Genomic DNA, 20,881 nt, shown 5'->3' with positions numbered 1-20,881 from the left:
GAACATTATAATTTCATTAATAATGTAATGATAATTTTACCAAAAAAAATGCCCTCAAAAATATTCATTTGAGGGCATTTTTATATACTTACGATACACCATTAAAAGGGTACATCACTATCATCTTCATCATCATTAAAATTACTTCCAAAAGCTTCATTAGCTGATGGCAAATTTTTTGTAACAAAAGGATTGTCGTCTTGGTTCATACTAGAAGGCAAATCATCATAGCCGCCACTATAATCCTCCAAGTTGTCAAATTTACCTAAATGCCCTATAAACTTAAGTCTCACGTTTTCTATACTACCATTACGGTGTTTTGCAATCATGATTTCGGCTTGACCTGTGGTTGGCGAAGCTTCGTCATCATCCCATTCGTCAATTTTATAATACTCCGGACGGTACAAGAAGGATACAATATCAGCATCCTGCTCAATAGCTCCAGATTCACGTAAATCAGACAGTAACGGACGTTTACTAGAACCACGGGTTTCTACCGCACGCGAAAGTTGAGAAAGCGCAATAACGGGAACGTTCAACTCCTTAGCCAATGCTTTTAAATTTCGGGAAATAGTAGATATTTCTTGCTCTCTGTTTCCGCCACCTTTACCACTACCTCCTGCAGTCATTAATTGCAAATAATCTACAATTATGATTCGAATTCCGTGTTGCGATACCAAACGTCTTGCTTTGGCACGTAAATCAAAAATGGAAAGCGAAGGAGTATCATCTATAAAAAGAGGTGCTTTTTCTAAATTTTTAACTTTGGTACTTAATTGCTCCCACTCGTGTTTTTCTAATTTACCTGTACGCAATTTTTCAGATGATAATCCAGTCTCGGATGAAATTAAACGTGTAATTAATTGCACCGATGCCATCTCTAAAGAAAATAAGGCAACCGGCATTTTAAAATCAATAGCCATATTCCTAGCCATTGACAATACAAATGCTGTTTTTCCCATAGCAGGTCTTGCAGCAATAATAATTAAATCACTTGGCTGCCATCCTGAAGTAATTTTGTCTAGCTTATCAAAACCAGTGGCTACACCACTTAATCCCTCTTGACCTGCAATTTCTTCAATACGTTTTTTGGCTTGCAGTACAAGACTTTGTGCTGTTTCTGAACTTCGTTTTATGTTTCCTTGAGTAACTTCATAAAGCTTAGATTCAGCTCTATCTAATAAATCAAAAACATCTGTAGTTTCATCATAAGAATCTTCAATAATTTCAGTTGAAATCCGAATTAAACTTCGTTGAATAAATTTTTGAAGTATAATTCTAGAGTGAAATTCAATATGTGCTGATGAGGATATCTTTTGCGTAAGCTGGATTAAATAAAAATCGCCACCGGCCAACTCTAGTTTTGCGTTTTTCTTCAGCTGAGCCGATACCGTCAATAAATCTATAGGTTGTGTCTCAGTAAACAATTGAACGATGGCTTCAAAAATATGCTTGTGTGCTTCTTTGTAAAAAGCATCAGGTTGCAAAATATCAATTACATCATCAACCCCTTTTTTATCAATCATCATTGCGCCTAGAACAGCTTCCTCTAGTTCAAGTACTTGAGGCTGCAATTTTCCTTTTTCTAAGCTTATTATTGTGCTTTTATCAACCTTTACAGGATTAATATTTCTGAAATTTTCCATAACGCGAAAGTAACATAAATTTAAAAAAAATCAGTGATGAGTTGTTACAAAAAAATGTTGATAACCAACTATTTTTTGTTCATAACCCAAAAAAAATCCGTCTCGACCTAGGTTTTAGTACGAGACGGATGAACTATAAATTTATAAGATTTTATTCTTTAAACTCTCCCATTTTACTGTATTTCTCCATTCTCTGAGCTATAAGATCAGCTGTTGATAAGTCTTTCAGTTCATTATAGCCTTTTAAGATATACTGCTCTACTGTTTTAAAGGTAGTTTCTTTATCATAATGAGCTCCACCTAGCGGTTCTGGTATGATATCATCAACTAATTTTTGCCTCTTCATATCAGCTGAAGTCAGTTTCAAAGCATCGGCGGCTTGTTCCTTGTACTCCCAACTTTTCCATAAAATAGACGAACAAGATTCTGGCGAAATAACCGAGTACCATGTGTTTTCCATCATGTATACCTTGTCCCCTACTCCTATTCCTAATGCGCCACCTGAAGCACCTTCACCTACAATAATAGTAATAATTGGCACTTTCAAGTTAATCATCTCAAAAATGTTTCTCGCAATAGCTTCTCCTTGTCCGCGCTCTTCGGCCTCAAGTCCTGGATAAGCTCCCGGAGTATCAATAAGTGTCACTACTGGGATACCAAATTTCTCGGCCATTTTCATCAAGCGCAACGCTTTTCTATAACCTTCTGGATTTGCCATCCCGAAATTACGAAACTGACGCATTTTAGTATTGATCCCTTTTTGTTGACCAACAAACATGAATGATTGTCCATTAATTTGCCCCAAACCACCTATCATGGCTTTGTCGTCCTTAAACCCTCTATCTCCAAAAAGCTCTAAAAAAGTACCTTTGGTAAGATTCGTAATATGCTCTAAAACATAAGGCCTATTTGGGTGTCTAGATAGCTGAACACGTTGCCAAGCCGTTAAATTTTTATAAATATTCTTTTTAGTTTCTTCTAGTTTCTTGCTGATTTGTTTGCAAGTATTCGTTACATCAACATCTGATTCTTCACCAATAATAAGACATTTGTCCAATTGCTCTTCAAGTTCTTTTATTGGAAGCTCAAAATCTAAATATTCCATAGGATTTTTGCGTTTTTGTTTTTATTTCGAACAGCAAATATAAAATTTTAAATCGTTCAAAAAGGTTAATTTACTATTTATGTGAAAAATTTTGATTCCTAAAGCATGCCAAAAGCTATGCTGTTTTGGATTTCTGGTAGTGTTTGATCACTCCATTAAGTATCACAGTAATGACAATTATTATGGCGCCAATGTAAAACTCAAAACTCATTTTTTCTTTGCCACCCAAAATAAAATAAGCCAAGATTATCCCGTAAACAGGCTCTAAATTTGTGGTAAGCATCACGGTATAAGGCGTGAGTTTTTGCATTACTTTAACCGAGGCGGTAAAAGCATAAGCGGTACACACTGAGGCAAGTATTAATATTAGAATCCAGTTGTTTACTGTCATTTCAAAAAAAGCGGCTGTAAACTTTCCTTCTATAAAAAAGTAGGCAGATATAAATCCAACTCCAGCTACAAACTCATAAAAAGAAATAACCGAAGGATCATGATTAGCGATTAATTTACCGTTCATCAAGGTAAATAAAACACCTAGCAATATTGACACAAGTGCATACAGCATCCCATCAAGATAGTTGATTTCTACTTGCATAATTAAGGCTAACCCCGCTATGATGATGAGTCCAAAAAAAACTTCGTACCATAAAACTTTTCTACCGTAAAACAAGGGCTCCAATATGGATGCAAAAAAAGCACCTAGTGAAAACACCGATAATGTTATGGATACATTTGAGACATGAATGGCTTTAAAGAAAAAGATCCAATGCAAGGCGATTAAAAGTCCAACAAACATTAATTTCAATAATGACTTTACCGGAACTTTAAAAGATTTTTTTGAAATCACTAAAAAAGCGGCTATAAAAATCCCTGCAAATAACATCCTGAACCATACCAATGCATCAGCAGATATAGTAATTAAAGCGCCCAAAATGGCAGTGAAACCCCAGATAAAAACAATTAAATGGAGGTTTAAATAACTTTTTAAATTATCGTTTTGCATTGCGTAGTAAATAAATGGCTAATATTCCAAAAACAATATTGGGCAGCCATACGGCTAGTAATGGCGGAATACTGGACTTCTCTGCTAGTACCCCAAAGATTTTATCAAAAAATACAAATGAAAAAGCAATTGCAATTCCTATGGCTAGATTGGTTCCCATGCCTCCTCTTCGTTTCATAGAAGAAACAGCGACTGCAATAATGGTTAAAATAAATGCTGAAATGGGTACACTATATTTTTTATACAATACTACGAGATATACATTTATGTTTGAAGAACCTCGCTCGCGTTCTTTGTCTATAAAAGCATTCAGTTTACCTAAACTTAAGGTCTCCGCTATATACACTACAGGGGTTAAATCCTCTAAGTCAAATTCAAAAACGGCTTTCTTTTCTGGGAGTTTTATAATGACATCATTCAGTGGGCCTACTGTTCTTTTAGTATAATCATACATAGAGTAGGTACTGTCTTTTGGGTTCCAAGTAATTCTACTCGCTGTAATTTTATGTACCAGTTTATCGTTTTTAAAACGCTCTAGTGAAAAATTAAAAGCCGTCTTGGTATCGGTATTAAAACTGTTTACATAAATAAAATCGGTATCATTTATTTGCCTGTACACATCGGTATTATCACCTCTCATGGCCTCTTTACCGCCTCCTCTTAAGTACATGTACCTAAAATTATTGAAGCCTTCACTAGCAGATGGTACCACAAAAAATCCCATCAACAGTACAAATAGAGACACTATAAAAGCACCCATAATGTAAGGCCTCAAAAATCGGGTAAAGGAAATACCCGAACTCAGTATAGCTATAATCTCAGTATCATTGGCAAGTTTTGAGGTAAACCAAATCACCGATAAAAACAAAAATATAGGAAAAAGAGAATTGGCAAAATAAACCGTAAAATTGTAATAGTAAAGCGCTATTTCAAGAATAGGAACCTTGTTTTCAAGCATTTTATTAATCTTCTCAGATACATCCACCACAATCCCTATTGGAATAAACAACAACAACATAACCGCAAATGTGGCTAAATATCTTTTAAGAATGTATTTGTCTATTATTGTAAGCATAATTTAAATTATGAATTATAAATTATAAATTATGAACTACATGATAATTCATAATTTATAATTCATAATTATTTTATAGTCGTTGGCTCATGTTTTTAACCATCATCTCTTTCCAAGGTTTAAAGTCTCCTGCTAAGATGTGTTTTCTAGCCTCGCGCACTAACCACATGTAAAATCCAAGATTGTGAATGGTAGCAATTTGTTTTCCTAAGTACTCATTTGCTGCAAAAAGGTGACGCAAATACGCTTTCGTATATTCTGTATCTACAAAGGTGATTCCCATTTCATCAATGACTGAAAAATCAGCTTCCCATTTTTTATTTTTAATGTTTATGGTACCATGAGCCGTAAACAACATTCCGTTACGGGCGTTACGTGTAGGCATCACACAATCAAACATGTCAATACCCAACGCAATATTTTCAAGAATGTTAATTGGCGTTCCCACACCCATTAAATATCTTGGTTTATCCTCAGGTAATATTTCACACACTACTTCGGTCATGGCGTACATTTCCTCAGCTGGTTCCCCTACAGATAAACCGCCTATGGCATTACCTTGTTGGTTAGAATTGGCAATATATTCTGCTGATTGTCTTCGTAAATCTTTATACGTACTTCCTTGAACAATTGGGAAAAAAGTTTGCTCATACCCATATTTAAACGGAAGCTTATCCAGGTGATTGATACAACGGTCTAGCCAGCGGTGCGTCATTTTCATAGAGCGCTTGGCATAATTGTAATCACAAGGATAAGGTGTACACTCATCAAATGCCATGATGATATCAGCACCTATAGTTCGCTGAATTTCCATAACATTCTCAGGCGTAAAAAAATGGTAAGAACCATCAATGTGGGATTTAAACTTAACTCCCTCTTCCTTAATTTTTCTATTGGCACTCAAAGAATATACTTGGTACCCACCAGAATCAGTCAAAATATTGCGATCCCAGTTCATAAACTTATGCAAACCACCTGCTTTTTCAAGAATTTCAGTTTGCGGACGCAAGTATAAGTGATAGGTATTTCCCAGAATAATATCTGGATTAATATCGTTTTTTAATTCCCTTTGGTGTACTCCTTTTACAGAGGCCACAGTACCTACAGGCATAAAAATTGGCGTTTCAATCACACCGTGATCTGTTGTAATTGTTCCCGCTCTGGCCTTAGATAGCGGATCATTTTTTAATAAATCAAACTTCATATAACTTTTTTACTGTTGGCAAAGATAACAGAATTACAATTTGGGAATACCTAATTCTGCTTTTTTAATACTGATTTCTTATTTTGAATGAATAATAGCACTTATGACAAGAATATTACAACTTAATTAAGAAATGCTGTAACACTCTTAAAGTAAAAAATACTGATCTTTGGAGTAGTATTTAAACACCCTAAAATCATGCAAACGGTACTCAAAAAAATCATTCCGTTAGTTCCAATTTCATTCTTTTTTACAAGTTGCTCGGTAGTAGAAGGTATCTTTAAAGCAGGAATGGGAGTGGGCATATTTATAGTCATTGCCTTAATAGCAGTGATCGTTTGGATTATTAGCCGAATTACAAAAAAATAAAACATAGAAATCATGAAAAAGGATTCCACTAAGGTTGCTGCCGAAAGTTCTAAAAGCACTATTGAGAAAAACCTGGAAAAATTAGAGTATCCAGCCACCGAAGATATTTTTGTTCAATTGGACCAAGACAAAGAAATGGATATAGATGCGATTCCGAATAATAAGAAATTAGAAAATAAACCAGAACTTTGAGACGAAAATGCGCTGCCAACACAAGGAATTGGAAGTGATTTAGACATTCCCGGTTCAGAATTGGATGACGCTCAAGAACAAGTGGGCAGTGAAGACGAAGAAAATAATTTTTACAGCGAAAGCGACACCAAATAATCCCTTAAAAACATAATTATGGCTATCAAATCCGTTAATCCATATACTTTAGAAACGCTAAAAACGTTTGACGAAATTACAGATTCCCATTTAGAACAAGCAATTGACAATGCACATGACGCTTACTTAGACTGGAAAAAAACAAGCTACGAAGAGCGTGCAGCATTACTACATAAAATTGCTGCCACCTTTCGATCAAAAAAGAAAGAATTATCTGAAATGATCACCACCGAAATGGGGAAATTAATTGGACAATCAGAATATGAAATTGAATATTGCGCCAATATTTTTGAATATTATGCCAAAAATGGTGCTGAATTTTTAGCCGATCAAAAAATAACTACTGCAGTAGGCGAAGCCGTTTTGACCAAAGCACCTATTGGTGTTATTCTTGCAGTTGAACCTTGGAATTTTCCTTTCTATCAAGTTGCCCGCGTTGTTGCTCCAAATTTAATGATTGGTAATACCATTGTACTCAAACATTCCTCAAACGTGCCGCAATGTGCACAAGCATTTCAAGATATTTTTACTGAAATACAAGCTCCAAAAGGTTTATACACCAACTTGTTTTTATCTTCCAAAAAGATTGAGAAACTAATTGAAAACCCAAAAATTCAAGGTGCTTGTTTAACCGGAAGTGAAAAAGCAGGCGCATCACTTGCACAATTTGCTGGGAAAAACATTAAAAAATCAGTACTAGAACTGGGCGGAAATGATCCGTTTATTGTTTTGGAAGATGCCGATATTGACCGTGCAACCGACTTAGCAATTAAAGGCCGAATGATCAATAACGGACAAAGCTGCGTGGCTTCAAAAAGATTTATCGTTTTAGAGCAAGTAGCCGATGAATTTTTAGAAAAATTCACTCAAAAAATGGAAGCCTTAAAACTGGGCGATCCCATGGACAAAGAAACACAACTGGGGCCATTATCCAGTCAAGATGCCCTAGACACCTTATTAGACCAAGTAAACACCACCATAAAACAAGGTGCAACGGTTGTTACTGGTGGAAAGCAAGCAAATTTAAAAGGCGCTTTCATGCAACCTACCATCTTAACACATTTAAAACCAGATATGCTCGCGTATCAAGAAGAATTATTTGGTCCCGTAGCCAGTTTTTACCGCGTAAAAAATGATGAAGAAGCCATTGAATTGGCCAATGCTACTCGATTTGGTTTAGGAAGTTCCATTTTTTCAAAAGACATGGAAAGAGCAAAAAATATGGCCAAACAAATCGATTCTGGAATGGTTTTCATCAATCAACCCACAAAATCAAACGAAAGTTTACCCTTTGGCGGAACAAAAAGATCAGGTTATGGTAGAGAACTTTCTGCATTGGGGATGGATGAATTTGTAAATAAAAAATTAATTCATGCCGTTTCAGAAACCGAAATCTTATAAATCAATCCACATTTTAAGAGTCCCACTTCGGTGGGATTTTTTTTGGTACTGGTAAAAAAACAAAATCCAAATCAAAAAACACCTTCCTACACTACATTCCCACAAAATAGCATTCAATTCCTTTTGGGTGTACCCCTACGTAAAAACTTCGGGTCGGGCTTTCGGCTTTATCTTTCCGTTACACTACAAGGATACCTCCCGAAGTCTCGGGATCATCCCTTACACAAAAAAAAGACGCTCCTTAATTCTACAAGATGGAGTAAAAATCTTAAAAAAATTGTATCTTTAAACCCCAAAAAAGAGACACAATGAACTGGAAAGCAGCACCCTTAAAACATAAAGACGAAAATAGAATTGCTCTCTATTTTGAAAAAAACCCAGATCTTATTCAACAAGTCAAGCAAATAAGCGGCGCTAGATGGAGCCAACAAAAAAAACTGTGGCACATACCCGATACTATTGAAAACCGAATCCAGTTTCAAATTCAAGCAGACCCCACACAGCAAATTTCTCTAGAAGCAATTCATTATTTAGAAAAATTCAAACAATGGCTGCAATCCAAAAGGTATAGCCAAAACACCATAACCACCTACTCTGAGGCCCTAAAAACATTTTTGCTCTTTTTTCCAGAAAAAAACATCCCCGACATTGACAATAATGATGTAATCCTATTCAATAACAATTACATCCTACATAAAAACCTGTCTGAATCCTATCAAAACCAAATTGTAAACGCCATCAAACTCTTTTTTAAAATAGTAATGGACACTAAAATTGACATTGACAAAATACATAGACCAAAACGCGCCAAAGTATTACCCAATGTATTAAGCAAAGAAGAAGTAAAACTAATTTTGAATGCCCACAGCAACCTCAAACACAAAACAATGCTTTCCTTGATTTATAGTTGTGGCTTGCGCTGTGGTGAATTATTAGCACTGCAACCCGTTCATATCGATTCCAAAAGAAACTTGGTTTTACTTAAAAAAGCTAAAGGTCAAAAAGATCGCATTGCCCCATTGTCGCCCAAAATTTTAGAAATGCTTCGGGAATATTATATCATGCACAAACCCATGAAGTACTTATTTGAAGGACAAATCAAAGGTCAACCCTATGATGCCAGAAGTTTACAACTGATATTGAAACAGGCACTTAAAAAAGCAGGAATAACAAAGCCCGCCACTTTGCACTGGTTGCGACATAGTTTTGCTACACACTTACTAGAAAGTGGTACCGATTTACGCTACATTCAAGAATTACTAGGGCATAGCAGCAGTAAAACTACCGAAATTTACACGCACGTAAGTACGAAAAGTTTGCAACAAATTAAAAGTCCGTTTGATGATTTATAAGAGAAATTTACTATATTTGAAAAAACAAAAAGCGAAACAAACCTTCGCCAATCTACCCAAATTTGGGTGTACACACGAAGGTTTGCTTCGCATATATACAAGTTGGTGGCAATTTTGCCGAACCGTAAACACAGGACAAACATTAATATTAAACAATTATTAGAACATAAATGAAACAATTTTTTAGACTAACAATACTTGCAACAACAATTCTATTTACAAGTTGCAATTTATCAGCACAACAAAAAGACAACTACGTCACAAAAATTGACAGTTTACTAAAAACTAAAAATCCGAGAGATTTTAACGGAGTAGTTTACATTCAACAAAACGGAAAATTGAAATATGCTAAAGCATACGGATTTGCTGATTTAAACAAAAAAACACCTTTGAAAATCGACGACAAATTCTCTACAATGTCGATAGCAAAACAATTTACGGCTACGCTTATCTTACAAGAAGTTGAAAAAGGAACGATTGATTTGCAGACACCTATTCGTAAATATTTACCCGATTTAAAATATTCTTGGGCAGACACCGTTTCTGTTCATCAATTACTTAACAATACTTCGGGTTTGTACAGCGAAAGTATGGACAAGCCTTTGAAATTTAAACCAGGTACAGAATTCAACTACTCTAACGTTGGTTATTATGTCGCTGGAATGGTTTTGGAAAAGCAAAGTGGAAAAAGTTTTGAAACGTTAGTAACGGCATTATTTAAGAAATGTAAAATGAACAATAGCTATTATCCGAACAAAACCAATAGTATTTTTTTGACCAAAGGACACCTTATAAAAAAAGATGGAACGATAACGCAATTTGAAAAAATCAGCTTTACACCTGACAAGTATTGGGGAAGTCATTTAATTGTTACCGCATCAGATTTAGCCAAATGGAACGAATGTTTGCATAATGGAAAACTATTAAAACCAGCCACTTACAAACTGATGACTAATTATTCTATCACTAACAAACATCAACTTTTTAGTGAAAATCCTATTGGTTACGGTTATGGTTTGCGAATTAATGATAAAGCCGACATCTACGAAATTGGACATACTGGTTTTCATCCCAGCGAAGGATTTACTGCAGTAAATTTATATTACCCAAAAACCAAAACAAGTGTAGTAGTGATGGAAAATCAAGCCAATGAAAACTTTGAAATTGCTTATTATTTCGAGCAGGAAATTAGAAAAATAGTTAAAGAAAGTAACCTTTTGAAATAGATTTATTTATGAAAAAATTGCTATTATTCACCTGTCTTTACATTCTTTCAGTTCAATCTTTCGCCCAAAATACCGATGAACTACGTAAAGAAATTAATCAAATTATTTCATCTAAAAAAGCCGACGTAGGTATTTCAATCTTGAATTTAGAAAATGGAGACACTTTGAGCTTTAATGGAAACAAACAATATCCAATGCTTAGTGCTTTTAAATTTCATGTTGCTTTAACCGTTTTAAATAAAATTGATAAAGGTGAACTTTCATTAAACCAAAAACTTTTTATCAAAAAACACGAGTTGCTAGGAGATACTTGGAGTCCATTCAAAGAAAGATATCCAAACGGAGATATATCCATTTCTCTTAAAGAGGCTTTAGAATGGACTGTTTCATTAAGCGATAATAATTTATGCGACATATTAATTCGCCTTGTGGGAGGCGTAAAGACCGTTGATAATTTTATATGCAATTCGGATTTTATTATAAAAAATGATGAAGAGGGAATGCACAAAAATTGGGATGCACAATTTCTAAATACAATAACACCAAATTTTTCAAATCAACTATTAAATCGTTTTCTTGAAAAGAAACTATTGACAAAGAAGTCTACTAAATTTCTTTATGAAACAATGGTGGCAACATCGGTAGGACAAAATAGAATTAAAGGAAAATTGCCATCAAAGACGGAGGTTGCTCATAGAACAGGTAGTTCTTTTACAAATGAAGCAGGAATGACCGGAGCAATAAATGACATTGGGATTGTCAAACTACCAAATGGAAATCGATTAATTATTTCAGTTTTTGTACATAACACTACCGAAATATTTAAAGACGGAGAAGAAATAATTGCAAACATATCAAAAGTGACTTGGAATTACTATACTGAAAAGTAAAAAACTGCCACCAACCGCCATTTAGCAAGATTGTGGGTCTAGTGGAATTGCCGTTATTAATGACGTTTACGTTCAACCGAAAGTACTCGTTTTCAAAAGTCCACAACCTCGCTAAGTGGCATAACGTTAGGCATCAGTTCAACCGAACTGACGCAGATAAAAATAATTAAGTTATGGAACTAAAAATATTAGACGAAATATTAAAATATCTTTTAATTACTGAACACGACACATTTGCTTTTATTAAAAATGATGCAAATAAAAAATCAGATTTTTTAAAAGATATTGATAATTCTACATTTTATTCGGCTTTACTTAAATTAGTAAAAGATGGTTATGTAAATCAAAATTCTAAAAACACAACTGATCCTATATTTAATTCTCCTAGAACTGATAATTATTATTACATTTCTTTTGAAGGAATGTTCTTTATCAAAAATGGTGGTTATCATCAAGCGACGTTGGAAGCCCAAAGAAAAGAAAACGAGTATGACGCTCTGAAGAGCGAACAGCAGAAACAAGCCGTTTCTCTTCTTCGGTTAAATCTTTGGTTGGTTTTTGGAGCAGTTGTTGTTGCCATCGATAGCATTCTGAATATTCTGCATTTTTTTGGTGTTTACTTCGATACAAGTAATTTTTTATTTTGCATAAAACCGACTTAAATAAATTTGACATAATAAATAATTTTAAATTGTGTTTCTGACTTTAAAACGGTGCAGAAACTAAACCGAAAATTGTAATAAATAAAGAACCGAATGCCTAACACTTGCTACAATATATTTGGGTATTTGGCTCAATTTAAAAACGGTCTTGTACTTGAATTTTTAGTGTATAACCGAAGATTTAGGCTTTTTTAATCCCAAACATCTTGTAGCAAGGGAACGTTATAAGGCAGTTTAGAAGAACCGAAAAACAACAGAAAATTTAAAAATGGAAAGAATAAAAGAATTATTACAGTCCGAAATTTCAAAAATCGCTAATTCAAATCCTTATAACGGAGACCCTACTATTAAAGGGATGATTAATAGAAGTAATTACGTAATTGAAAACGACCAAAAAGTAAAAGACATTATAACTGAAATATCTGATAAGTTTATAAAAGAAAACAATCTTTCCGAAAGCGATTTGGAAGAATTGACAACTATACGAAATGATTACTATTTAAAGTTTATGAGAAGCATATCTTCCGATTTTAACGATTAATATTTCGAGATCAAAATGACTGAGTTTTTTATTTATTTTTTCTGCTTTTTTTAGAAGTTTATTTATTCTTAAAAGATATGTATTAGCTTCTTTTATTGTTTCTTTTGAAATTGACATAATATTTAATTTTAAAATTGTTTCCGACTTTAAAACGGTGCGGAAGCGAAACCGAAAATGATAAAATAATCAACATTACAATTAGATTTTAATTGCGGTTAAAACCTCGCTTACGTTACAAACGAGGTTTTTTTTAAGGCGTCTCGCCTACTGAGATAATCTAAGTTTAACTTTTAATGTTGCGACAACATGGAAACAATTATTGCTTTAGCATTTGTATACTTAATTGTATGCGAAGCCAAAAAATAATTAAGCTAGACTTAGTTATTATCTTTATTTAGACATCGCTCGTTATTTTTAACGAGCTTTGTTTTAGAATCAATAAAAAACACGAAACCGTCAATAAAACCGCCTTATAACACTTGCTACACGAGATTTGGGTATTTGGCTTAATTTAAAAATGGTCTTGTATTTGGAAAATTAGTCATTAACCGAAAGATTACGAATTCTTAATCCCAAACCTCGTGTAGCAAGGGAACGTTACCTGATATGCTGCTTCGCCAGAACGAAATCGGAAACGAGAAATATTTTATTTACGAATTTTAAAAATTAAATTGTAATTTTGCTAAAACGATAAATAAAAGTAAATTGACAGCAGTTAAAGAGAAAATAAGTATTGAAGAATTTGATGGTAAAAACTATCAAATAAAACTTGTTGAACCATACGACAAAGCATTAATTACGCACTATTTACACAATTATCGCAACGGAGTTTCAAAGCATTATAAAAAAGATGCTGTTAAAGTTTTAAACAACTTTGTTGAATATAAACAAGTTGAAGAACAAATAAATATTGTTGCAGAAGATGCTTTGCAACAACTACTTTTTGAAGTTGAAAACGTTCCGTTTCCAACTCCACAAAATTATACTTTCAAATTTATTGACCTTTTTGCAGGAATTGGAGGTTTTCGTTTAGCAATGCAAAATGTTGGAGGAAAATGTGTGTTTACAAGCGAATGGGAAATTGCTGCTCAAAAAACTTACAGAGTAAATTTTGGAGAAATTCCATTTGGCGACATTACAAAAGAACGTGTTAAAAATTATATTCCACAAGAATTTGATATTTTGTGTGCAGGTTTTCCTTGCCAAGCATTTTCGATTGCAGGAAATCAAAAAGGTTTTGCTGATACAAGAGGAACTCTGTTTTTTGACATTGAACAAATCGTTGTTAAACACAAACCAAAAGTTGTGTTTTTGGAAAATGTAAAAAATTTAGTTTCTCACGATAACGGAAATACATTCAAAACAATTATTTCAGTTTTAGAAGACAAATTAGGTTACAAAGTTTTTACAAAAATTTTGAACTCAATGACACACGCAAATGTTCCTCAAAATCGAGAACGAATTTTTATAGTTGCATTTGACCCAAATCAAGTTGAAAACTATGCTGATTTTAAATTTCCTTCGGAAATTAAATTGACAAAAACTATTCACGATATTTTGGAAAAAGGAAAACAAGCAGACAATTTATATTATCAAAAAGACCATCAATATTATCCTGAATTGGAAAAAGCAATGGTTTCAAAAGACACAGTTTATCAATGGCGTAGAGTTTACGCACGAGAAAACAAAAGTAATGTTTGCCCTACTTTGACTGCAAATATGGGAACAGGCGGACACAATGTTCCATTAATAAAAGACGATTTTGGGATTAGAAAATTAACTCCAAAAGAATGTTTTTTGTTTCAAGGTTATCCAGAAAATTATATTTTGCCAAATTTGGCAAATAGTAAATTATATATGCAAGCAGGAAATTCTGTAACTACAACTTTAATTGAGCGAATTAGTAACGAAATCATAAATGTTTTATGAAATCATTCGCAGAAATTGACATCGAAAAAAACGGAAATTATTTGAAACTGCTTTCAGCAGTTTCAAAACTTTCGGGTTTATTTAGTGAAAGTTCTGTTCCTTTCATAAATTATCGTGTTGCGGAGAATATTTTTTGTAGAAGTTTTGATGCAGGAAATTTATCACGTTCAGACACAGCTTTTGATGCAAATTATAATTCTGTTGGAGTTGGTCTGAAAACTTTTGTTTGTAATGGAAATTCAAGCACAGAAAAAGTAGCGGAATTTAATTCATTATCAAGAACATTAAAGGATTTTAAAGGCAAAGAATTAGCTTTAAAACTTGGCGAATTTAGAAATGACAGAATAAATTTAGCTAATCGTGTTTACAATATTGAAAACTCACTTTATCATATTGTTGCACGAAAAGAAAAAGAATTATTGCTTTATGAAACCGATTACAACATCATTGATGTTGCTAATATTCATTCTGTAAAAGACAACAAAGCAAGTTTACAATTTGAAGATGGAAACAATTTATATTCATTTAATTATTCAAAAAGTACACTTTTTAGAAAGTTTATAATTCCACAAAATGCGTTTAGATTACCAATTGAGATAATTGAAGACCCATATTCTTTGTTGCTTGAACTTTTTGAAGAAAACAAAAATTTAAAAACTGCAACCGACAAACTTGTAAAAGGTGAAAATTATGTGATTTTGCCACTTTACGGAATTCAGAAAAAAGAGAAATTTATTTTTGAACGTAGCGGTTTAAATCAGTGGAATGCAAACGGAAGAAAACGAGATTTTGGCGAAATTTACATTCCAATTCCTGCGGAATTGCATAGAAAATATCCAAATTTCTTTCCAAAACGTGACAAAGATTTTAACTTACAAATACCAACGGGTGAAGTTTTTACTGCAAAAGTTTGTCAAGAAAACTCGAAAGCATTGATGACAAATCCGAACAAAGCATTGTCTGATTGGTTATTGCGTAGAGTTTTGCAGTTAAAAGAAGGCGAATTAGCAACGATGGAAAAGTTAGACAAATTAGGTTTTGATAGCGTAATAATTACAAAAGACAAAAACGGAGATTTCAAAATTGACATTATGAAAACGAACACATATACCGAATTTAATAACGAAACTGAATAAAAAATTAGCACATCAGGTAACAGCGGTTTGGCAATATGGCGGGTTTAGGGCTTAATTTGAAGTTGGTTTTGTACTTGCAAAGTCAGTCTTAAACCGAAAGTTTAGGCTTCCTTAATCCGCCACATCGCCAAGCCACGAGACGTTGGCAGATATTTTGACCGAAAATGACGAAAAAATGAACTTTAAACAAAACTTAATTATAAATCTAAAATCAAAAAAATGAAAAAAATTATTTTAAAAACTGTATTTTTATTTGCATCAAGTCTTTTACTTACAAGTTGTATGACTTTACAACCTTTACCTTTGAAAGGAACATATTTGGACAAACCTTATGAAGTTGTATCTGACAAAAAGTTTGAACAAGTTTGGACAAATATCATAGATTTATTTGCAACTAAAGGTTTATCAATAAAATTAATTGATAAAAGTAGTGGACTAATAATTTCTGAAAAAACTTCATTTATTAATGATTATAGTTTTGAAGACAAAACAGGAAAACTTGAAAATCCAAACGCATCAGTTGTAATTGAAAAAATTACTTATTCAGGTTATAATCAATCTGTAAAACCTGAGAAAATTACAGGCGAATGGAATATCCGAATTAAAGATAATGGAAATGGCAAAACAATTGTAAATGTAAATCTAACAAATATAGATGCAACTTCATTTATTGCAGGTTCTCAATACAGTCCAGCAAGAAATTTAACTTTTAATGGAAAATCAACAGGTAAATTTGAAGAATTAATAACAACACTTGTGAAATAAGAAAAACATCTGCCAACACACGTTTTGCGAGATTGCGAATTATGTGGTAAAATCACGTTTATCTTTCGCAAGAAATTTAGTAGTAACAGAAAATACTCGGTTACGAAGCTCGCAACCTCGCAAAGCGTGGGAACGTTGGCAGATATTTTGCCGAAAAACAACGAAAATATTACTTATGAAAAAACTTTCTTTAATTATTGTGATTTTAATAAATTCAATTTGTCTTGGTCAACAAACTTGTGAAGAAATGACAGTTACAAACGATGAAGTAACTGAAAAGACAACAATATCATCAGAAACTTTAAATTTTGAAAAGTTTAGCCTGACAGTTATTGCTGGTACTCGAAAAGGTTCTTATCCAAAAATTATTTTTAAAACGAGAGAAGGTTGTATTGATGATTATCAACCTATTTACATATTATTTGAAAATGAGAAAAGAATAAAAACTGCAAATTATGTTTTTCAATATAATTGTGATGGTTATACTGGACTAATCATAAATAATGGAACAAATGAAAAATTATTAAGAAATGAGATTATTAAAACAATCAGAATTGATACACGAACAACATTTTATCAAATTGACATAACGAAAGAAGATGCAGAAACTATAAGAAAAACTGTTGAATGTGCATTTAACAGAAAATCTTGGGAAGATAAAATTAAATATAAAGGTAACTGGTAAAACACACAATATGGACTTCTTCAAATCTTTCTTTGATTTTTCAAAACTACCTACTAAATTCTTTATTGTTATTTCAGTAACATCTGGTATTTTTTTATTCTCAAATGATGAAATTATTAAAAAATTAAGGCTAGATAAATTTGAACATTTTGCAGAATATATTGGATTAGTATTTCTGTTTTCGACAATATTGGTAATTGTCAATTTTTTAATTTGGTGTTTTAAAAAAGTTGACTATAAAATCAAGTACAATAAGCTTAAAAAAGAATATCAAGAAAATATAAAAAGATTAGATCATAAAGAAAAAGCCGTTTTAAGAGAGTTTTTTCTTCGCGGACAAAATTCAATATCTATGCCTATAGATGATGAAATCGTAGCACGATTACTTCACAAAAATATACTTATATTAAATTCATCTTTAAATGGTAATATGATTAGTACCATTGGAATGGACTTTCCTGTTTCGATGTCAAATTACATTGACAAAATAATTACAAATGAAGATGTAAATTATATACCAAATCCAACAGAAGAAGAAAAACGAAAGATAATTGATAGCCGACCTAATTGGACAAATGAAAGGTGGAGATAAAAAAACATCTGCCAACACACGTTTGGCGCAATTGCGAATTTTGTGGTAAATTCACGTTAACGTTTCGCAAGAAATATTATCTTAGTGGAAAATAATCAGTTCCGAAGCTCGCAACTGACGCCAAGCGTGGGAACGTTGGCAAACAGCTTATGAGAATCTATCGTTAAATTCATCAACTGAAATTTCGATAGCTTTTATCAAAGCATTTTCCAAAGTGTCAAGTCCGCCAGTGCTAATATCGCCTTCGTTAAAAGAAACCGTAGCCGAATATTCTGAATTATAGTAACTTGATTTTGTTGATATTGCATATCCTTGAATTTTAAGCCATTCACTCAATGCAAAAATTTGAGTTAATATCGGTTTACTTTCAAACCCTGTTAGTTCTTTTTCTTCTTTAAACCATTTTAAAAATAGTTCTTTAGCTTTACCTGAAATCATAATAATTAATTTTAAAACACTTTCACTTAAAAATCGGTGTGAAAGTTAGACCGAAAAGCCGATTTGCCAACAGCCACTACAACGGATTTGGGCATTTGGCTAAATGGAAAGATGGTTTTGTACTTGGGATGATTTGGCAAATCCGAAAATAGGGCTTAATTTAGTCCCAAACCCGCTGTAGTGCCAAGACGTTAGCCGACACCCCAAAACGAACATACTAAAAATTTAACATTCGGACAAAAATCGACTTCCAAACAGACTTTTAAGACGGAAAAATATTGTAAATTTGAAACGTAAAACTGAATTAAATTAGAATGACAAATATTAAAATTGCAAAACCGTTTTTGAAGTGGGCAGGTGGAAAAACCCAGTTAATAAACGACATCGAACGGACTTTGCCGACTGAAATCACAAAAGAAAAATTTACATACATTGAGCCATTTGTTGGAAGCGGTGCGGTTTTATTTTGGATGCTTAACAATTTTCCAAAACTTGAAAAGGCTGTAATAAACGACATCAACGAAGACTTAATAAACACTTATAAAACTATTGCTTCAAATCCAAACGAACTAATTTCAATACTTGAAATTTTACAAAATGAATTTCATTCTTTGGAGGGTAATGAAGAAAACAAAAAACTCTATTATTACCAAAAAAGAGAATTATACAACACAAGAAAAGAAGAACAAAGCGGACAAGCCGCTTTGTTTATTTTTCTAAATCGTACTTGCTTTAATGGCTTATATCGAGTGAATAGTAAAAATTTGTACAATGTTCCAATGGGCGGTTACAAAAAACCAACCATTTGCGACAAAGAAAATATTTTTGCAGTAAGTAATGCTTTGCAAAAAGTTGAAATTCTTTGTGGCGATTATGAAGTAACTTTACATCATTCAAAAGAAAATTCTCTTTTTTACTTTGATCCACCTTACAAGCCTTTAAGTGAAACTTCAAGTTTTAATTCGTATGCAAAAGATGAATTTAATGACAGCGAACAAATTCGCCTAAAAGATTTTTGCTCAAAATTGGACGCTTTAAACCACACTTGGATTTTAAGCAATTCAGATGTGAAAGGGAAAGACAAAAATGATAATTTCTTTGACGACTTATATTCTGATTTCAACATTCAAAGAGTAAATGCAAGAAGAAGTATAAATGCGAATCCAGAAAAAAGAGGAAAATTAACAGAACTTTTAATTGCCAACTTTTAAAACAATAAAATTATTCTAAACCAATTCTATTCAAAGGAAGTTCCTCAAAAAAATAATCACATCCAACACTTCTAATATAATCAAATACATCTTGATATGATGGTTTATTAAACCAATCATTTAAAACATAATAAAATTGAACATTAATTCCTATAGGCAGGAATAATTTGAGATATTGCTTTCTTTTAAAGTCACAAGTTTGCAATTTCTCATCAACAGAACCAGCACCATTTTGAAATTTTTTCTCAATTATATATAAAGTATTATCTACCAAAATAGCTCCGTCAGGTAGTAATTTTTTTGAAATGATTTCATTATATTTTACACCTTTAACTTCTAATAATTTCTTGTACAAACTATTTTTTTCATAGTAATACGCAACTGTTATATTATTCTTTTTGATCTCATTTCCATCAACAATAAAGTCAGGATGTTTTTCGATTGCTTCATACAAATGCGTTCTTGCTTCAAATTCCAAACCATTCACATTTGTTCTCGCTCCTCCACCAACAGTATTAAATTTTCTCATTTTTTAAATTTCTAAAATTCCATTATAAAACATATTTCTTCCTGAAAAATTCCAATATGTTACATCTTGCTCAACAAAAAGCCATTTTATTGTTTCGCACAAAATATCAGTGGGAATTCCTGAAGTAAAATTTATATTAGTTAAATCAAATGAAAGGACGTTAAAAATATTTTCAATCTCTATCATTAAATCCTCATACATTTTTGGATCTTCTATTTTTTTATTTTTCAAATCATCAAAAATATTTTGATGTGTCGGACGTGTTGTATAGCGGTTAGGATTGAAATTAATTCCTTTAACGTGAATTGTAAAATCAAATCCGTTGTTGAATTGAGCTGGTCGTTTTAAATAAACTTCATTGTTATTTCCTTTATAAACTATATACTCATACTTGCTACACAAATCTCCTTTTCCTGTTCCAGGTAATTCATCTAAAAAAATATTTATAATACTTTTTCTTAATTCAGTTCTGTCAAAAGGAAAATCTTTCGTGGTTAAATCAATTTCATTCATAAAAATTAAATAGTTCTTGAAGGGTTATTTTAAAAGTCTTCGCAAATATTTGGATGTTTAATAATGATAGATTTCTTTCTCCTCGTTCTATCATTCCAATATAAGTTCTATGAAATCCTGTTCCTTCAGCAAGAGTTTCTTGAGACCAATTTCTTTCTTTACGAAGCTCTCTGATACGTTCTCCAAAATGGATTAAAAGTTCACTTTTCATTTGTTAAAATTCATTAAAATAAAACTCATAGACCACATACAATAAGTATCATTTCATTAATATTGTAATGT

The 20,881-nt window shown here is 32.5% G+C and carries 23 protein-coding genes; 14 read left to right on the top strand and 9 right to left on the bottom strand.

Annotation, left to right across the window (positions count from 1 at the left end):
- Positions 1–101: 101 nt before the first annotated feature.
- From dnaB to tgt, 5 genes are all read right to left on the bottom strand, one after another.
- Positions 102–1,646, bottom strand: coding sequence for a replicative DNA helicase (gene dnaB, locus FJV36_RS06690; RefSeq protein ID WP_158730449.1), 1,545 nt, complete (start codon positions 1,644–1,646; stop codon positions 102–104).
- Positions 1,647–1,797: 151 nt separating this feature from the next.
- Positions 1,798–2,751 (bottom strand): acetyl-CoA carboxylase carboxyltransferase subunit alpha, encoded by a 954-nt coding sequence (locus FJV36_RS06685; protein ID WP_158730447.1) that lies wholly within the window; start codon positions 2,749–2,751, stop codon positions 1,798–1,800.
- A gap of 115 nt (positions 2,752–2,866) precedes the next feature.
- A complete protein-coding gene (locus FJV36_RS06680; RefSeq protein WP_158730445.1) occupies positions 2,867–3,754 on the bottom strand; it encodes a DMT family transporter in 888 nt (295 codons plus the stop codon).
- The gene (locus FJV36_RS06675) at positions 3,741–4,829 is read right to left on the bottom strand and encodes an LptF/LptG family permease (RefSeq protein WP_158730444.1); all 1,089 of its coding nucleotides are present in this window, start codon (positions 4,827–4,829) and stop codon (positions 3,741–3,743) included. Before FJV36_RS06675 ends, FJV36_RS06680 begins: the two co-directional genes overlap by 14 nt.
- 73 nt (positions 4,830–4,902) lie before the next feature.
- Positions 4,903–6,033 carry a tRNA guanosine(34) transglycosylase Tgt gene (tgt, locus tag FJV36_RS06670; RefSeq protein ID WP_158730442.1) on the bottom strand — a complete coding sequence of 377 codons (1,131 nt, stop codon included), beginning with the start codon at positions 6,031–6,033 and terminating at the stop codon, positions 4,903–4,905.
- A gap of 198 nt (positions 6,034–6,231) precedes the next feature.
- Here tgt and FJV36_RS16330 point away from each other — a divergent pair, with 198 nt between their 5' ends.
- The 13 genes from FJV36_RS16330 to FJV36_RS06610 all read left to right on the top strand — a co-directional run bounded on the left by FJV36_RS16330 (position 6,232) and on the right by FJV36_RS06610 (position 17,908).
- A complete protein-coding gene (locus tag FJV36_RS16330) occupies positions 6,232–6,402 on the top strand; it encodes a hypothetical protein (protein WP_199250938.1) in 171 nt (56 codons plus the stop codon).
- Positions 6,403–6,414: 12 nt separating this feature from the next.
- Entirely contained in the window at positions 6,415–6,594 is a 180-nt protein-coding gene (locus FJV36_RS06665) for a hypothetical protein (RefSeq protein ID WP_158730441.1), read from the top strand.
- A 153-nt stretch (positions 6,595–6,747) separates the two neighbouring features.
- Entirely contained in the window at positions 6,748–8,130 is a 1,383-nt protein-coding gene (locus tag FJV36_RS06660; protein WP_158730440.1) for an NAD-dependent succinate-semialdehyde dehydrogenase, read from the top strand.
- 308 nt (positions 8,131–8,438) lie between these two features.
- Positions 8,439–9,482: a site-specific tyrosine recombinase/integron integrase gene (xerA, locus tag FJV36_RS06655; protein WP_086453919.1), complete on the top strand. Its 1,044-nt coding sequence runs from the start codon at positions 8,439–8,441 to the stop codon at positions 9,480–9,482.
- Between the two features lie 170 nt (positions 9,483–9,652).
- Positions 9,653–10,708 (top strand): serine hydrolase, encoded by a 1,056-nt coding sequence (locus FJV36_RS06650; protein ID WP_158730438.1) that lies wholly within the window; start codon positions 9,653–9,655, stop codon positions 10,706–10,708.
- Between the two features lie 8 nt (positions 10,709–10,716).
- On the top strand, positions 10,717–11,598 hold the full coding sequence (bla, locus tag FJV36_RS06645) for a class A beta-lactamase, subclass A2 (RefSeq protein WP_158730437.1): 882 nt from the start codon (positions 10,717–10,719) through the stop codon (positions 11,596–11,598).
- A 173-nt stretch (positions 11,599–11,771) separates the two neighbouring features.
- Positions 11,772–12,260 (top strand): hypothetical protein, encoded by a 489-nt coding sequence (locus tag FJV36_RS06640; protein ID WP_158980942.1) that lies wholly within the window; start codon positions 11,772–11,774, stop codon positions 12,258–12,260.
- Positions 12,261–12,528: 268 nt separating this feature from the next.
- A complete protein-coding gene (locus FJV36_RS06635; RefSeq protein WP_158980940.1) occupies positions 12,529–12,801 on the top strand; it encodes a hypothetical protein in 273 nt (90 codons plus the stop codon).
- A gap of 705 nt (positions 12,802–13,506) precedes the next feature.
- Entirely contained in the window at positions 13,507–14,730 is a 1,224-nt protein-coding gene (locus tag FJV36_RS06630) for a DNA cytosine methyltransferase (RefSeq protein WP_233264939.1), read from the top strand.
- The gene (locus tag FJV36_RS06625) at positions 14,727–15,866 is read left to right on the top strand and encodes a restriction endonuclease (RefSeq protein WP_158980938.1); all 1,140 of its coding nucleotides are present in this window, start codon (positions 14,727–14,729) and stop codon (positions 15,864–15,866) included. Before FJV36_RS06630 ends, FJV36_RS06625 begins: the two co-directional genes overlap by 4 nt.
- Before the next feature lie 219 nt (positions 15,867–16,085).
- Positions 16,086–16,631, top strand: coding sequence for a hypothetical protein (locus FJV36_RS06620; RefSeq protein WP_158730434.1), 546 nt, complete (start codon positions 16,086–16,088; stop codon positions 16,629–16,631).
- A gap of 175 nt (positions 16,632–16,806) precedes the next feature.
- Positions 16,807–17,316, top strand: a complete 510-nt coding sequence (locus FJV36_RS06615) for a hypothetical protein (protein WP_158730433.1) — start codon at positions 16,807–16,809, stop codon at positions 17,314–17,316.
- Between the two features lie 10 nt (positions 17,317–17,326).
- Positions 17,327–17,908 (top strand): super-infection exclusion protein B, encoded by a 582-nt coding sequence (locus tag FJV36_RS06610; RefSeq protein WP_158980936.1) that lies wholly within the window; start codon positions 17,327–17,329, stop codon positions 17,906–17,908.
- 147 nt (positions 17,909–18,055) lie between these two features.
- Here FJV36_RS06610 and FJV36_RS06605 read toward each other — a convergent pair whose 3' ends face one another.
- Positions 18,056–18,346: a hypothetical protein gene (locus FJV36_RS06605; RefSeq protein ID WP_158730431.1), complete on the bottom strand. Its 291-nt coding sequence runs from the start codon at positions 18,344–18,346 to the stop codon at positions 18,056–18,058.
- A 314-nt stretch (positions 18,347–18,660) separates the two neighbouring features.
- Between FJV36_RS06605 and FJV36_RS06600 the strand changes: the two genes are divergently transcribed.
- Complete coding sequence (locus FJV36_RS06600; protein ID WP_158730430.1) at positions 18,661–19,557, top strand: DNA adenine methylase; 897 nt, start codon at positions 18,661–18,663, stop codon at positions 19,555–19,557.
- Positions 19,558–19,567: 10 nt separating this feature from the next.
- On the opposite strand, the gene FJV36_RS06595 is transcribed toward FJV36_RS06600, so the two are convergent.
- From FJV36_RS06595 to FJV36_RS06585, 3 genes are read right to left on the bottom strand one after another with little or no spacing between them, the layout of a single operon-like run.
- Positions 19,568–20,086: a hypothetical protein gene (locus FJV36_RS06595; RefSeq protein ID WP_158730429.1), complete on the bottom strand. Its 519-nt coding sequence runs from the start codon at positions 20,084–20,086 to the stop codon at positions 19,568–19,570.
- Positions 20,087–20,089: 3 nt separating this feature from the next.
- On the bottom strand, positions 20,090–20,599 hold the full coding sequence (locus tag FJV36_RS06590; RefSeq protein WP_158730427.1) for a DNA adenine methylase: 510 nt from the start codon (positions 20,597–20,599) through the stop codon (positions 20,090–20,092).
- On the bottom strand, positions 20,592–20,810 hold the full coding sequence (locus FJV36_RS06585) for a helix-turn-helix domain-containing protein (RefSeq protein WP_158730426.1): 219 nt from the start codon (positions 20,808–20,810) through the stop codon (positions 20,592–20,594). The genes FJV36_RS06590 and FJV36_RS06585 overlap by 8 nt, the downstream gene beginning before the upstream one ends.
- Between the last annotated feature and the right edge of the window lie 71 nt (positions 20,811–20,881).

Origin of the sequence: Flavobacterium sp. I-STPP5a, from assembly GCF_009764685.1 — a bacterium.
Classification (GTDB): Bacteria; Bacteroidota; Bacteroidia; order Flavobacteriales; family Flavobacteriaceae; genus Flavobacterium.
Note: the sequence above shows the minus strand (reverse complement) of the source record. Positions and strands in the feature narration are given on the sequence as shown.

Bases quoted from the DNA above. Each gene is read 5' to 3' on its own strand.
- dnaB (WP_158730449.1), bottom strand. From the start codon at position 1,646: ATGGAAAATTTCAGAAATATTAATCCTGTAAAGGTTGATAAAAGCACA.
- FJV36_RS06685 (WP_158730447.1), bottom strand. From the start codon at position 2,751: ATGGAATATTTAGATTTTGAGCTTCCAATAAAAGAACTTGAAGAGCAA.
- FJV36_RS06680 (WP_158730445.1), bottom strand. From the start codon at position 3,754: ATGCAAAACGATAATTTAAAAAGTTATTTAAACCTCCATTTAATTGTT.
- FJV36_RS06675 (WP_158730444.1), bottom strand. From the start codon at position 4,829: ATGCTTACAATAATAGACAAATACATTCTTAAAAGATATTTAGCCACA.
- tgt (WP_158730442.1), bottom strand. From the start codon at position 6,033: ATGAAGTTTGATTTATTAAAAAATGATCCGCTATCTAAGGCCAGAGCG.
- FJV36_RS16330 (WP_199250938.1), top strand. From the start codon at position 6,232: ATGCAAACGGTACTCAAAAAAATCATTCCGTTAGTTCCAATTTCATTC.
- FJV36_RS06665 (WP_158730441.1), top strand. From the start codon at position 6,415: ATGAAAAAGGATTCCACTAAGGTTGCTGCCGAAAGTTCTAAAAGCACT.
- FJV36_RS06660 (WP_158730440.1), top strand. From the start codon at position 6,748: ATGGCTATCAAATCCGTTAATCCATATACTTTAGAAACGCTAAAAACG.
- xerA (WP_086453919.1), top strand. From the start codon at position 8,439: ATGAACTGGAAAGCAGCACCCTTAAAACATAAAGACGAAAATAGAATT.
- FJV36_RS06650 (WP_158730438.1), top strand. From the start codon at position 9,653: ATGAAACAATTTTTTAGACTAACAATACTTGCAACAACAATTCTATTT.
- bla (WP_158730437.1), top strand. From the start codon at position 10,717: ATGAAAAAATTGCTATTATTCACCTGTCTTTACATTCTTTCAGTTCAA.
- FJV36_RS06640 (WP_158980942.1), top strand. From the start codon at position 11,772: ATGGAACTAAAAATATTAGACGAAATATTAAAATATCTTTTAATTACT.
- FJV36_RS06635 (WP_158980940.1), top strand. From the start codon at position 12,529: ATGGAAAGAATAAAAGAATTATTACAGTCCGAAATTTCAAAAATCGCT.
- FJV36_RS06625 (WP_158980938.1), top strand. From the start codon at position 14,727: ATGAAATCATTCGCAGAAATTGACATCGAAAAAAACGGAAATTATTTG.
- FJV36_RS06620 (WP_158730434.1), top strand. From the start codon at position 16,086: ATGAAAAAAATTATTTTAAAAACTGTATTTTTATTTGCATCAAGTCTT.
- FJV36_RS06615 (WP_158730433.1), top strand. From the start codon at position 16,807: ATGAAAAAACTTTCTTTAATTATTGTGATTTTAATAAATTCAATTTGT.
- FJV36_RS06610 (WP_158980936.1), top strand. From the start codon at position 17,327: ATGGACTTCTTCAAATCTTTCTTTGATTTTTCAAAACTACCTACTAAA.
- FJV36_RS06605 (WP_158730431.1), bottom strand. From the start codon at position 18,346: ATGATTTCAGGTAAAGCTAAAGAACTATTTTTAAAATGGTTTAAAGAA.
- FJV36_RS06600 (WP_158730430.1), top strand. From the start codon at position 18,661: ATGACAAATATTAAAATTGCAAAACCGTTTTTGAAGTGGGCAGGTGGA.
- FJV36_RS06595 (WP_158730429.1), bottom strand. From the start codon at position 20,086: ATGAGAAAATTTAATACTGTTGGTGGAGGAGCGAGAACAAATGTGAAT.
- FJV36_RS06590 (WP_158730427.1), bottom strand. From the start codon at position 20,599: ATGAATGAAATTGATTTAACCACGAAAGATTTTCCTTTTGACAGAACT.
- FJV36_RS06585 (WP_158730426.1), bottom strand. From the start codon at position 20,810: ATGAAAAGTGAACTTTTAATCCATTTTGGAGAACGTATCAGAGAGCTT.